At 42.4% G+C, this 12,931-nt stretch carries 13 protein-coding genes; 4 read left to right on the forward strand and 9 right to left on the reverse strand.

Annotated elements, in window-relative coordinates; all coding sequences use genetic code 11:
• Nucleotides 1-47: 47 nt before the first annotated feature.
• The 3 genes from PY364_RS12555 to PY364_RS12565 form a co-directional block, all read right to left on the reverse strand.
• A complete protein-coding gene (locus tag PY364_RS12555) occupies nucleotides 48-419 on the reverse strand; it encodes a hypothetical protein (protein WP_275522943.1) in 372 nt (123 codons plus the stop codon).
• A 66-nt stretch (nucleotides 420-485) separates the two neighbouring features.
• The gene (locus PY364_RS12560; protein WP_275522944.1) at nucleotides 486-2,162 is read right to left on the reverse strand and encodes an AarF/ABC1/UbiB kinase family protein; all 1,677 of its coding nucleotides are present in this window, start codon (nucleotides 2,160-2,162) and stop codon (nucleotides 486-488) included.
• 183 nt (nucleotides 2,163-2,345) lie between these two features.
• Entirely contained in the window at nucleotides 2,346-3,530 is a 1,185-nt protein-coding gene (locus tag PY364_RS12565; protein WP_275522945.1) for a DegT/DnrJ/EryC1/StrS family aminotransferase, read from the reverse strand.
• 157 nt (nucleotides 3,531-3,687) lie between these two features.
• On the opposite strand from PY364_RS12565, the gene fetB reads away from it, so the two are divergent.
• On the forward strand, nucleotides 3,688-4,515 hold the full coding sequence (fetB, locus tag PY364_RS12570) for an iron export ABC transporter permease subunit FetB (RefSeq protein WP_275522959.1): 828 nt from the start codon (nucleotides 3,688-3,690) through the stop codon (nucleotides 4,513-4,515).
• Nucleotides 4,516-4,694: 179 nt separating this feature from the next.
• Here the strand turns inward: fetB and PY364_RS12575 are convergent, their stop codons facing one another.
• Both PY364_RS12575 and PY364_RS12580 read right to left on the reverse strand, forming a co-directional pair.
• Nucleotides 4,695-5,348, reverse strand: a complete 654-nt coding sequence (locus PY364_RS12575; protein WP_275522946.1) for a Crp/Fnr family transcriptional regulator — start codon at nucleotides 5,346-5,348, stop codon at nucleotides 4,695-4,697.
• A 214-nt stretch (nucleotides 5,349-5,562) separates the two neighbouring features.
• Nucleotides 5,563-6,123, reverse strand: a complete 561-nt coding sequence (locus PY364_RS12580) for a hypothetical protein (protein WP_275522948.1) — start codon at nucleotides 6,121-6,123, stop codon at nucleotides 5,563-5,565.
• Nucleotides 6,124-6,458: 335 nt separating this feature from the next.
• Here PY364_RS12580 and PY364_RS12585 point away from each other — a divergent pair, with 335 nt between their 5' ends.
• Nucleotides 6,459-7,451, forward strand: coding sequence for a multicopper oxidase domain-containing protein (locus PY364_RS12585; RefSeq protein ID WP_275522949.1), 993 nt, complete (start codon nucleotides 6,459-6,461; stop codon nucleotides 7,449-7,451).
• 76 nt (nucleotides 7,452-7,527) lie between these two features.
• Here the strand turns inward: PY364_RS12585 and PY364_RS12590 are convergent, their stop codons facing one another.
• On the reverse strand, nucleotides 7,528-7,749 hold the full coding sequence (locus PY364_RS12590; RefSeq protein WP_275522950.1) for a hypothetical protein: 222 nt from the start codon (nucleotides 7,747-7,749) through the stop codon (nucleotides 7,528-7,530).
• Here PY364_RS12590 and PY364_RS12595 point away from each other — a divergent pair.
• Both PY364_RS12595 and PY364_RS12600 read left to right on the forward strand, forming a co-directional pair.
• A complete protein-coding gene (locus PY364_RS12595; RefSeq protein ID WP_275522952.1) occupies nucleotides 7,748-8,623 on the forward strand; it encodes a helix-hairpin-helix domain-containing protein in 876 nt (291 codons plus the stop codon). The genes PY364_RS12590 and PY364_RS12595 overlap by 2 nt on opposite strands.
• Before the next feature lie 187 nt (nucleotides 8,624-8,810).
• Nucleotides 8,811-9,794, forward strand: a complete 984-nt coding sequence (locus PY364_RS12600) for an FTR1 family protein (RefSeq protein ID WP_275522953.1) — start codon at nucleotides 8,811-8,813, stop codon at nucleotides 9,792-9,794.
• Nucleotides 9,795-9,912: 118 nt separating this feature from the next.
• Here PY364_RS12600 and PY364_RS12605 read toward each other — a convergent pair whose 3' ends face one another.
• The 3 genes from PY364_RS12605 to coaE form a co-directional block, all read right to left on the reverse strand.
• Nucleotides 9,913-10,545 (reverse strand): ribonuclease H-like domain-containing protein, encoded by a 633-nt coding sequence (locus tag PY364_RS12605; protein WP_275522955.1) that lies wholly within the window; start codon nucleotides 10,543-10,545, stop codon nucleotides 9,913-9,915.
• A gap of 115 nt (nucleotides 10,546-10,660) precedes the next feature.
• Complete coding sequence (locus PY364_RS12610; RefSeq protein WP_275522956.1) at nucleotides 10,661-11,689, reverse strand: homogentisate phytyltransferase; 1,029 nt, start codon at nucleotides 11,687-11,689, stop codon at nucleotides 10,661-10,663.
• Between the two features lie 354 nt (nucleotides 11,690-12,043).
• A complete protein-coding gene (gene coaE / locus PY364_RS12615) occupies nucleotides 12,044-12,691 on the reverse strand; it encodes a dephospho-CoA kinase (protein ID WP_275522957.1) in 648 nt (215 codons plus the stop codon).
• Between the last annotated feature and the right edge of the window lie 240 nt (nucleotides 12,692-12,931).

The raw sequence follows: 12,931 nt of genomic DNA on the forward strand, positions 1-12,931 counted from the left end.
GGTAAAGTCCCAGCCAAGATGCGGCGCTGCATTTTTCCTAATACTAATTAGCTCCAAGAATCCAAATCTAGGGATTGAGATCCGCCGCGTTCTAGCTGATTCAAAACTTTACCTAGCTGAAACCAAACTAGCCATGCAGTGAGTATCGTCAGAGGTATAGATACAGAGAAAGACAGGGTTTGAGGAAAGCCAAAAATTTCCAAGCCAGACGATAAAAAAAAGCCAACTCCGCCAATCATTCCCAGAAAAGGAATTGCTAACTGTGTGCCTCTGAGATTAGCTAAGGTTTGGGTAGAACGGTTTTTTGACCACTCCTGCACCGCTTGTTTTAGAACTGCTTCAAATGCAGTTCCAGAGGCTATAGCTGCTAGCAGACCAGCGAACATTAAAAATATAGGCGGTTCGGGAAAGTTATACACAAATAATTCCTTTTGGTAATTGGTAATGGCTAATTGTTAACATTTAACTGTTAACAACTAACAAACTTAAAATCGAGCTAGAGCTGCGGCTCCTTCCGTTGAAAATTCTGCCAAAGCGCCCAAGGCAGCATTGAACAGGCGACCAGGTTTAAGGTCTTCTTTAACTAAATCCCACAAACGGCTAACTTCTTGAGTATGGAGCCGATCGTCTTCAATTAAAGCTAGCACTACTTGACGACGAAGAAAAGCGCCTTCATTTGAGAGCAGGTATTGCAGACCTAATTGTGCGGTAGGGAATAGGTCGAAATTTTGATCGGAACGTGCGATCGCAATCATATTTTCCAACCTTTGCCACTGAAACTTGCCGTCTTTGAATAATACCTCAATTAGGCGGCGGCGCAATGCTGGCGATTCCCCATTCAACAGCCGCCGCGCCACATAAGGATAAGCTACTTCAACGATCTTGAAATTAGGATTGAGGGTTAGCGCCAAACCTTCTTCGGTGACAAGAGAGCGAATAATTAAGGCAAACTTTGCAGGAACTCGGAAGGGATAATCATACATCAATTCTGAGAAACTGTCAGTAATTGTCTTGAAGTTAAAATTACCCACACTTTCACCGATTATGTCTCCCAAAACAGCTTCCATTGCCGGGATAATTGGGTGAATATCTGTATCTGGAGTCAGAAATCCTAGTTTGACAAAATCACTGGCTAAGTGAAGGTAGTCTTTATTAATCAGGTGAACTACAGAATCAACTAAGGTTTCCTTTGTTGGTTCTTCTAGCTGATCCATCATCCCAAAATCGATGTACGCCATTCTGCCGTCGGCGATGGCAAACAGATTTCCGGGATGGGGGTCGGCGTGAAAAAATCCGTGTTCTAACAGTTGTCGTAAACCACTTCTAACTCCGATTTCTATTAAAGAATTGGTGTCTAAGCCTGCGGCTTGAATGCGCTGAGTGTCTGTGAGTTTTATGCCTTCAATCCACTCTAGTGTGAGGACGGAATTGCTGGTGTAGCGCCAATAGATACTTGGGACTTTAACGGTGGGGTCATCGGCGAAGTTGGCGGCAAATTTTTCAGCGTTTCGCCCTTCGTTAAGGTAGTCAATTTCCTCAAATAATTTGATCCCAAATTCATCGACAATTAAGGTGAGGTCGTGACCAAGATTCAGGGGCAACCAGGGAGCAAGCCACCTGGCAGCCCATCGCATTAAGTAAAGGTCGAGAGCGATGACTGGCTGTAAATTTGGCCGCTGTACTTTCACTGCTACTTCTTCGCCGCTGATGAGGCGAGCTCGGTAGACTTGCCCCAGGCTGGCGGCGGCGACTGGTTCTGGCGAGATTTGACTATAGATGCTGTCTATTTCGCGCTTGAGTTCGGTTTTGATGATGCTGAAGGCGATCGCACTATCAAAAGGCGGTAGTTGATCCTGAAGCTTGATCAGTTCTTCGAGAAAGTCTTTGCGAATTAAGTCAGGCCGAGTAGAAAGTGCCTGACCAACTTTAATGAAGGTAGGCCCTAATCGGGTGAGAATTTGTCGTAGGTGGGACGCTCTTTCTGGCTGGTGTGCTGCGATTTCGTGTTGCCAACTGTCCCAGATCATGCCCAGGACAAAGCCCGCAAATGACCAAACAATCGTTAGCGCTCGCCAAATCGCTTGCCAGGGGCGGGAGCGGTAATACTGAGCGATCGCCTTTGGATCGTAGCGTCTATCTTGAGTAAATTGGTTTTGACGCACTCGGTTATTTTCCTCTCGTTGTTCTGAAATGGGTAATGGTTAACTGTTAACTGTTAACTGTTAACTGTTAACTGACCACTGATCCCCAGTTGTCTGCGAACAAGAACTTTGCCCGCTCCCTAGCGGCGACCAGGATAAAATTCATTTCTTTTTCTTAACTATAGTACATAAAAGTACAAACACTTAATCCGAAAATTCTGCGAGTCCGGTCAAGCAGTCTTTGAGTCCGTAAATAACTCGATCTTGTTGATCCCTGGAGAGTTCGGGGAAGATTGGTAAAGACAAAACCTCGGAGCCAGCTTGCTCTGCTACAGGAAAAGACCCCTGCTGATAACCTAACGATTTGTAAACAGGTTGCAGGTGTAAAGGTAACGGATAGTAAACCATCGAACCTATTCCACTTTCCTGTAACTTACTCCTTACCAAGTCGCGAAGATGGGGGGATGGGGGGAGATGGGGAGCGGGGAAGATAGAATTTGATTTTTCTTGACTTTTGAGGCTAATTGTGTATTGGTTCCATACGCCTTTTCCTCCTGGTAATTCTTGGGGGAGGGTGACTCTGGGCACAGGACTGAGTAATTGATGGTAGCGCTGGGCTGCGGCGCGGCGCTGGCTATTCCAGGTATCGAGATGGCGCAGTTTGATTTGCAGGATGGTCGCTTGTAGGGCATCTAAGCGGCTATTGACACCAATTTCTTCGGAGAGATACCTCGCTGACTGACCGTGTTCTTTGAGCATCCGAACAGTGGCTGCGATCGCGGGGTCATTTGTCGTCACCGCGCCTCCATCTCCGCAAGCTCCCAAATTTTTCGTCGGAAAGAAACTAAAACAGCCGATGTGACCAATGCTACCAACTTTTTGACCGTCCCATTCAGCCCCAGTAGACTGAGCGCAATCTTCAATCACAGCCAAATCGTGAGAGGATGCGATCGCCATCAACCGAGTCATATCTAATGGCTGACCAAATAAATGCACCGGCATAATTGCCCGTGTTTTGCTGGTAATCGCAGCTTCCAGCTTATCCAAGTCTAGATTAAACGTCTCGGCTTTAATGTCAACAAAAACCGGCTTTGCTCCTACAGCACTAATCATCTCAGCCGTTGCGACAAAGGTAAAAGGAGTTGTAATTACCTCGTCTCCGAGTCCAATTTTTAAGGCGCGTAAAGCGAGAAACAGCGCATCAGTACCGGAATTGCAGCCAACGGATTCCGAAACACCAATATAACTTGCGAAACTTTGTTCAAAACTTGCAACCGCAGGGCCGCCAATGTAACGACCGGAAGCTAGTACGTCTAAAACAGCGGCACTTACTTCATCGCCAATTAGGGCGTACTGTCGGCTTAAATCGAGCGGGGGGACGTTGTTCACTCTTCACACCATAAATCTTAACCTTATCAAAAATACCCTGAAAACCCTGTGACTTTAGTTGAGGGATGAAAGGGTTTTGCAGGATTTATCCTGCGCGATCGTCTTCCCAGTCGCTTTTAACTCACGGCGAGTCAAAGACAATGATGCCGTGAGTTTTTTGATTAAAATATCTTATAATTTTCCTGTCAAACAATTAACTATAGTTGCCTTGATTGCGTTAGATTTCACAGACTTGGCTTTAGCTTTCGGGATGGTAGCGATCGCGATCGCCCTTTCCGCGTGGCAAAATTTAGGACTAGAGTGGCAATTAGCGATCGCCGCCACCAGAACCGCCATACAGTTAATATTGGTAGGCTACGTCCTAGCCGTAGTCTTTGACCCAAATAACAAAAATCCTTGGCTAGTCTTGGTAGTTTTGGTAGTAATGCTAACTATTGCCAGCATCGTCGCCAGTAACCGCATTAGCAAGAAAATTCCCAAATTGTTACCCTTAGTTTGGGGTTCAATTTTCCTCGGTGCCGCTCTAACATTAAGCTATACCAACTTTATCGTCATTCAGCCTCAAACTTGGTACGAGCCACAATACTTGATTCCTCTAGCAGGAATTGTACTCGGAAATGCCATGAACGGAGCGGCGATCGCTGGCGAACGCCTAGTCAGCACAGTTAATGCCAGCCAGTTAGAAATTGAAACCCATTTAAGTTTAGGTGCAACACCGCAACAAGCTATAGCTCAATATCGCAAAGATGCAGTTAAAACTGGATTAATGCCTACTCTCAATACGATGATGGTAATCGGAGTTGTCACTTTACCAGGTACGATTACAGGTCAGTTGCTTGGAGGAATCCAGCCGCTTGATGCTGCTGCTTACCAGATTTTAATTATGTTTATGGTAGCATTAGCAAATATTACAACAGCCCTATTAGTCACTCAAGGTCTTTGTCGGCAGTTTTTTAATCGCGAAGCCCAAATGAAGCGATATTAACAGTTACCCCTTTTTTCTTTGAGTCCGCGAAGGCGGACTTTGTTTGTGTAGACGCGATTTCCAATCGCCGGGAAAAGATAATTTTTTTCAAACTTTTTCTTTGAGTCCGCGAAGGCGGACTTTGTTTGTGTGCCCGCGTTGCTGCGCGATTTCCAATCGCCGGGAAAAGATAATTTTCTTTAAACTGCTTGTGGTTTTACGCCAAACAAATCAGAGGGGATCGCAAAAGTATCATTTGCCAGAATCAAGTGGCGATCGCTATCTCGACTAATACACCCATTTTGTTGTAACTTACCCAACATTCGCGTCACTGTCACCCGCGTCGTACAAATAGCATTAGCAAGATCGTGATGCGTCAATCGAATATTTAACCGACTCCCCCCAGCTACAGGTTGACCAAATTCTTGTTTCAGTAACAATAATAGCTGATATAGTCTATCTTCTACTCGCCGCTGTCCTGCGATCGCTAAAATCGCCTCCATTTGGCGCAACCTCCGCACTATTTGAGGCATTAAACCATGACAAAGTTGAGGAGACGACTCCACTTCTACCATAGAATACCAGATCAAATAAGTATCTGAAATCGCCGTAGCCCGATAAGTTTGCAAGGAAGTCAACCAAAGACCAAAGCACATTGAGGGCCCCACCCAGCCTAAAAGTCCCTCTTCCCCCGTCGGATAAAGTGTACTTAGTTGTACTAAACCCTGACATACTTGCCAAATCCCTTGGGAAACAAGAGGAATCTCTTCACCTTTGGGATAAAAATGCAAGTTGCGGTCAAGGTCTGTATTATCTTTGTTTACTTCTAAAACTGCTTTGGAAGTTGGAGGCATACCTAATTAATTCCAGGTAAACAATATTGGTTTGATATCTATGTATTCAACTTTATACTATGAAGGTAAAGGATTCGTAATCATTAGGTTAGGGATAAGATAAGGTTTTCATCAGAATATTTTAGAACTTATCCCAGAAAGCTCATCAGCTATATTTTTTTCTTTCTCCTTTTTCCTTTTTATATTCCCATTTCACCTCTTCTACTTATAGATGCTAGATAGAGGCAAGATAGGGAGCAATATAATTTCGTCCACGTTGAATGTAATAGGGTGAAAAAAGTTCTTCATAGTCTTGCTTGACAAGTTCCATTGCTGCTTCCATTCTGGCGCGACCCAACACTATAAATTGGGCAGTGGAAGAGGCATAGTATTTTAGTTCTGCGCCAGTAACATTGTTTTTAAAAGCATCTTGATAAAGCTGACGACCACTTTCTATAAATTCCTTAACTTCTGGCTTAAAAGTCGTCATTCCCTTGCTAGGAAAATGTATTTCTTTTTCTTTGATAAATCCCATTACCATTTTCATACATTTGCGTGTTTGCTCTACCGATAAACTTTGCTCATCTTGTCTGCGGAATCCCCATTGAGTACAGCCATTTGTGACTTCGAGTACCCGTAATTCTGCAATTTTATCCAAGTCCTCTTGACTCAACCACGATAGCCGATCGACCTCTTCTTCAATTAGCTGCTGAAAACTTGTAAAATCTTCTTCAAAATAGTCTTTTAGCTCTTGTATTTGAGCGAGTTGGTTCCAGTCCACCTTAAAGGGAATCATACTCTTTTTCTCCAATGTTAACAGCTTTTATTATGACAATTGCATCGGATTTATGCAAAGGGAATTAAAACAGGACTTACGCATAATTGTCTGTAGCGCCGCCGTCCCGGCGGTAAATACCGCCAGGATGGCGGTGTTACGTGAGAAGTCACAATGGCAGCATGGGCAATCTTATCTTTATATATAAAAGAAATCGTTATACAAAAGATATATTCTGTCTTTCCAATAGTTCTAGCGATCGCTACCTAGCAAATGAGAATATTTGACAATAAATTCTTAATGCTTTACAATTATCTCTAGCTTGCATCTTAAGAAAAGTTATCAACAAGGCTGGTATGTCGAATTACCCTGTCATAGGGAAAGCACAACGTTGGAGTCGTCGCCAATTGCTACAGCTTGGATTAGCGGGTGCTGGTATAGCCAGTAGTGCGATCGCACTTCAAACCCTCACCCAAAAAACTACGCCTGTGAGAGTCCCGCCACTCCCCAGCCATACCGATACCGCCACCAACCTCAACCCGATGGAAATAGTGCGGGATTTTGACTACGGCACGGTAAAGCGAGAAAATGGGCGCACAATTCGAGAATTTCGCATGGAAGCTCATACTTCCACGCTTCAGCTCAACAATGCTGTAACTTTTAATACCTGGAATGTAAATAATCGCGTACCAGGGCCGACATTAAGAGCAACTCAAGGCGATCGCATTCGCGTCATTTTCCTAAATCAAGCCGGACATTCCCACTCACTCCACTTTCACGGTATCCATCCTACAGCAATGGATGGAGTTAAACCAGTGCGACATGGTTCAGCATTTATTTATGAATTCGATGCCGAACCTTATGGAGTTCACCTATACCACTGTCATATTGCTCCCGTCACGCGCCACATTGGTAAAGGATTATATGGAATGTTCATAATTGACCCGCCAAAACCTCGCCCTCCAGCAGATGAATTAATCTTAATCATGGGAGGGTATGACGTAAATGAGGATAAAACTAATGAACTTTATGCTTTTAACGGATTGCCCAACTATTACATGAAACATCCAATACCAATTTACCAAAATCAGCTTATCCGGCTCTATGTACTGAACATGATCGAGTATAGTGCAGCAGTAACATTTCACATTCACGCTAACTTTTTCAAAGTATATCGAACGGGAATGACATTAACTCCTAGCGAAGAAACAGACGTAATTACAATGGGAGTCGCTGAACGTCACATTTTAGAATTTGCTTATCCCTATCCCGGTAAGTATATGTTTCATCCTCATCAGGATGAGATCGCCGAAGCTGGTTGTATGGGTTTATTTGAAGTAATTACCTAAAGCCAAACAGCAAAAACTTAAAGAAAATCTTAAATTAGTTCAAGATTTTCTCATTAGCTTGAGAATAGAATTCTACCTAACTATTGAGAATTTTTCTTAAAAGAGTAGAAAGCAAATCGTACCATTTAAAAATTTCTGAGACTACCATGATACAAGCATTTCGTTCCTTATCCATAGCCACCGCTACCGCTACTCTCATGGCTTTCACCGGCTGTAGCCAAACCCCAACAGCCAGCAACACTGCAACACCTTCACCAGCCACTACCTCCAGCACCGCAGAAACAAGCAGCCACAGCATGAATCACAGTGCCAAACCCCAGATTAACATCAACTCAGCAATTCTCTCGGAATTAGACAAATTAGAAGCAAAATTAGGCATTCCGGCACTTTCTAATAAAATTCAGGCAAGTCGTCCCTACGGCAAAACTGAGGAATTAGTCTCAAAAAAAGTCATAAGCCAAGAGCAATTTGACCAAATAAAAGACATGGTGACAATTGAAGATATAGTTCTCACAGGCGTTGCCAAAGATATCGACTACATGACCAAATTAGGCTTAATGAAAGGTCATCTTTTAGTAGCAAAAGAACTCCTCGATCAAGGAAAACCCGATCAGGCAGAACCTCATATTGGTCATCCAGTCGAAGAAATTTATGCCGATGTTGAAGATCAGCTCAACGAGCGCAAAGTTCCAGAATTTAAGAACACTTTAATTAAATTACAGGATTTAGTCAAAGCAGGTGCTAAAGATACCGACAAAGTAAATACTGAATTTCAGGCATCAATGCAAGCCGTTGATGGAGCAATCGCAGCTTTATCAGATCGACAGCGTAAAGACTCTAAATTTATATTGCAAGTAATTAACGGCTTGTTAGATACTGCTAACTCCGAATATGGAGCATCAATTGCCAATGGTCAAATTGCCGCAGTCATCGAATATCAAGACTCGCGGGGATTTATCACCTATGCTGACACCCTCTATCAAGATATCAAAGAGCAAGTTGCCAAAGATAGCCCCAAAACTAACAACGCAATTATCACCACTATGGGAGAGCTAAAGAAAGCTTGGCCCACTGCAATCGCGCCTTCTACTCCTGTTAAAACTACTGATGAAGTGACTCAATTAATTAAGACCATTGAGAAAGATAGCCAAGATTTTCTCAAGCAATCTTAAAGATGGACACAACTAAACGTAGGGTGGGCGCAAGCCGCCAAAAAGTTTGTAACTCATCGTTAGAGATGGTTGTCGGCTTGCGCCCACCTTACAAGTTATAGAAACTAATCAAAAAACAAAAACAGTTAGCACCAACCACCAACCAACCATTAACAACCAACCACTAACCACTATCCACTAACCAAAAATGAACTTTAGCGAAGTATTACCAACATTTGTAATTACCTTGAGAGAAGGTGTAGAAGCCGCCCTAGTCGTAGGAATCGTGCTAGCTTGCCTCAAAAAAGCTAATCAAAGTTACCTCAATCCTTGGGTTTATGCCGGCGTGGCAGTTGGGCTTATTGCCAGCGCTTTAGTAGGCGTATTATTCGGTTGGATAGTCCAAGCCTTTTCAAAATCAGATCAGCCCTATGCACCAATAATGGAACCCCTGTTAGAAGCTGTATTTAGCATTGTGGCAATAGCAATGTTAAGCTGGATGCTAATTTGGATGACCAGGCACTCGCGATCTATGAAAGCAGAAGTTGAGGGGGCTGTGAGTGCCACCTTAAAACAAAATTATGGTGCAGGTTGGGGTGTATTTAGCTTAATTTTGATCGCCGTCTTGCGTGAAGGATTTGAAACCGTTTTGTTCATTGCTGCAAAATTTCAGCAAGGCTTAATGCCAACTTTTGGCGCTCTTGCTGGCTTGACTTCTGCTGCGGGAATCGGCGTACTTTTGTTTAAATGGGGCGTGAAAGTTAATATCCGCTTATTTTTTAAATACATGGGTATTATATTGCTATTAATAGTAGCGGGTTTGGTAGTATCAACTCTAGGACTTTTGGATATCGTAGTTAACACCTTAGCTCAGATGAATCGCCAATCAGCAGACCTTTGTTTTTATTACGAACGTTTTGCAAAAGTTCATTCTTGCATCTTAGGGCCAATAGTTTGGAATACTACTAAAATCTTGCCTGAAGAGCAGTTTCCTGGATTAGCGCTAAAAGCGCTGTTCGGATATACTGACAGACTCTATTTAGTGCAAGCTGTTAGTTATATCCTATTTTTAGCTACAATCGGCGTTATTTATTTCCAAAGTTTAGGCGGCAAAGTATTCTTTCCAGTTAAAAATAGTCAGCCTGTTATAAGAGAAGACAGAAGGCAGAAGTCAGAGGGCAGAAGGATTTAACTATAATAACTTACGTAACGCCGCCCGGAGGGCGGTCAATTACAATAACTTACGTAACGCCGCCCGGAGGGCGGCGCTACGGGTAGATTATATCTGCATACTTATTAACAGTCAATTATTAACCATTACCGTGATCGAAAATATCTTTGAATTGCAGTAAATCTAAACTGACAATGACTGGTAAACACTGAAAACATTCTTGCGCGAGTTGCCAACGCTCCTCTCGTTGTAACATAGTAATTAACTTCTCCCTAGCACTTATTAAATAACGAACATCATTAGCTGCGTATCGCAGTTGCTTTTCGGAAAGATTAGCAGCATTTCCCCAGTCTGAACTCTGGGAAGTTTTATCGAGTTCTACCTGTTCTAGTTCCTGCACTAAATCTTTAAGGCCGTGTTTTCCAGTGTAGGTTCTAGCAAGTTTACTAGCAATTTTAGAGCAGAAAACTGGTACGACATGAATATCTAAATTATATTTAAGAGTTGCCATGTCAAAGCGTGCGAAGTGAAAAATCTTGACAATATTGCTGGCTTCCATTAACTTTTTTAAGTTAGGTGCTTCTCTTTGACCTTTAGCAATTCGCACTACAGTTACGATACCTTCCGCATCGCACAACTGCACCAAACACAAGCGATCGCGCCAAGGTAATAACCCCATTGTTTCCGTGTCAGCAGCAATTGCCTCCGCTGTCAAATAGTGGGATAAGAGGGTATCGGGGAGATCGCGATCGCAAACGTTAAAATCTGTCATTGGTAATTGGTAATTGGTAATTGGTAATTGGTAATTGTTAATTGTTAATTGTTAATTGTTAATTGTTAATTGGTGATTGTCCTTCTTCCTTCTTCCTTCTTCCTTCTTCCTTCAGCTATAACAGACAGGCTGCTGGAAAAACTAGATATTCTAGAAAAAATAGTTTCCAAATAAATTGATAAAACTGTGCGATTGCAGCTTTATCCTGCAAATCTACTTTCAAACTCCAAAACCACATCAAACCTAGTGCAGCTATATGAGTAATTCCCAGAAATATCGAGTTAACATCTTTCAGCCATAAAGCCCCTGCAATTGTCATCCCCAGATAACAAAAGGTTAACACCCATCGAGACAAATTGAAAACAGATTGTTTGCCTAATTGGATGGTAAAAGTTGTAATGTTGTATTGGCGATCGCCTTCCATATCTGGAATGTCTTTAAAAATTGCGATCGCAAAGGTAAACACTAACACAAACAGTGTTAAAGCCAAAACTTCTGAGGGAAGGAAGAAGGAAGAGGGAAGAAGGAAGAAGGAAGAAGGAAGAGAAAAGAAGGCATGATTTTTACTTGCCAATTCTAATATCGATTGAAAATGCAAAAACAACCCTAGGTTAACAATTGCACCGCGAACGGTAAAAATACAAATCGCTGCCCAAAAGGGAAACCGCTTTAACCGGATTGGGGGTAAAGAATAAGCCGTCCCTATTGCCAAACTGATACCGACAGTTGCGAATAAAAATGGCCCTTGAAATACAGAAAAAAGCGCCGCAATTACTCCAGCAATTGCTACAATTATTTGAGCTTGTTTCTGCGAAAACTCTCCCGCAGCTAAGGGCAAATGAGGCTTATTAATTTGGTCAATCTCAATGTCTTCGAGTTGATTTAGCCCAACAATATAGATGTTACCGCCAATACAGGCGATCCATGCTCCCAATACCACTGTTAACTGATCGATAGAAAAACCCGCAGGAGACTTGGCCAGGGCAATTAAATACAGCCCTATTACGCTGAGAGTAGTACCTATAATCGTATGAGGACGAGAAAATTTCCAAAAAGAGTACCAAGGTGGAGTAGATTGCACGACAGGGGTGTGAGAGGCTAGAGTTTGGGGCGGGTCAGACTTTTGCTCAAAAGTTTGTTTCATAAATTTACCGTAATATTAAAGATCGAACTTAATTTTAATCTAATTCAGGTTATACCATATCTTGTACCATTATCAACAAAGAATGCGATCGCTGTGTGGGGGCGGGTTTTTAAGTCTTTCCTATGTCATTGCGAACGGAACGAAGTGAAGTGAAGCAATCGCAGGGTTTTGGGATTGCTTCGCTGGGCTCGCAATGACATTATTTATTTTTGTCCAACTACTTAACAACTAACAACTAACAATTACCAATTACCAATTACCAATTACCAATTACCAATTACCAATTACCAATTACCAATTACCAATTACCAATTACCAATTACCAATTACCAATTACCAATTACCAATTACCAATTACCAATTACCAATTACTAAATCCACCTGTCTAAATAGTGATTCTAAAGTTGTTGAGTTATCCAAAATAACATCAGCTTTTTGACATTTTTCTACTAAAAGCATCTGGCTGTTAATCTTAATCTGAGCTTGATTTAAGTTAATGCGATCGCGTTCAACCAAGCGTTCTAGTTGCTGAGAAAGCGGACAATACACGACCCAAATTTCTGTCACTAAGTCAGTCATATTTGCCTCAAACAGGAGGGGGACGGCTAATACAATTCTTAATGGACGAATACTTTGATGATTTTGGGCAGAAATACTAAGTTTTATTTCCTGTAACAGGCGATCGCGTACATAAGGATGAATCTGCTTTTCCAACCACCGCAACTCCTCTAAGTTGCTAAAAACAATATTGCCTAGTTCTTGCCGATTTAGGCTACCATCAGGGAGCAATACCTCCGCACCAAAGTGTTCTACTATTCGGGCTAAAATAGGTGTTTCTGGCAGTACAGCTTCACGGGCATAGATATCCGCATCCAAAATTGGCAATTGATAAGCATTAGCCAAATAATTAGATACAGTAGTTTTACCAGTAGCAATGCCACCAGTGAGACCGATCAGGCGTACTTCCTGCCGGATCTCAATTTCTTTTTTTTCGACAATCATTGCCAATCTTTGGTATGTTAGTGTTACGATCTGATGTAGATTTTTGATTTGGGGCTGGCAGTGGAAACAAAGGATATTAGGGTGTTACCAGTTGTCTGCAATAAGAATTACACAGTGCGATTCGTTTAACCTAAAATGAGTAGAAATACTCAGGGACGGTTAGTCTAGCTCATCTGCTAGAACAACTGATTACATTTGAAGGTAAACCGCCGTGCGGTAAGCCCTTCCCCTCAAGTGCAG

The organism is Kamptonema sp. UHCC 0994 (genome assembly GCF_029167235.1).
Lineage (GTDB): Bacteria > Cyanobacteriota > Cyanobacteriia > Cyanobacteriales > Microcoleaceae > Kamptonema.

Coding starts and splice junctions, on each gene's coding strand:
- PY364_RS12610 (WP_275522956.1), bottom strand. CDS start 11,689: ATGAAACAAACTTTTGAGCAAAAGTCTGACCCGCCCCAAACTCTAGCC.
- PY364_RS12595 (WP_275522952.1), top strand. CDS start 7,748: ATGAATCACAGTGCCAAACCCCAGATTAACATCAACTCAGCAATTCTC.
- PY364_RS12605 (WP_275522955.1), bottom strand. CDS start 10,545: ATGACAGATTTTAACGTTTGCGATCGCGATCTCCCCGATACCCTCTTA.
- PY364_RS12575 (WP_275522946.1), bottom strand. CDS start 5,348: ATGCCTCCAACTTCCAAAGCAGTTTTAGAAGTAAACAAAGATAATACA.
- PY364_RS12600 (WP_275522953.1), top strand. CDS start 8,811: ATGAACTTTAGCGAAGTATTACCAACATTTGTAATTACCTTGAGAGAA.
- coaE (WP_275522957.1), bottom strand. CDS start 12,691: ATGATTGTCGAAAAAAAAGAAATTGAGATCCGGCAGGAAGTACGCCTG.
- PY364_RS12580 (WP_275522948.1), bottom strand. CDS start 6,123: ATGATTCCCTTTAAGGTGGACTGGAACCAACTCGCTCAAATACAAGAG.
- PY364_RS12585 (WP_275522949.1), top strand. CDS start 6,459: ATGTCGAATTACCCTGTCATAGGGAAAGCACAACGTTGGAGTCGTCGC.
- PY364_RS12590 (WP_275522950.1), bottom strand. CDS start 7,749: ATGCTGTGGCTGCTTGTTTCTGCGGTGCTGGAGGTAGTGGCTGGTGAA.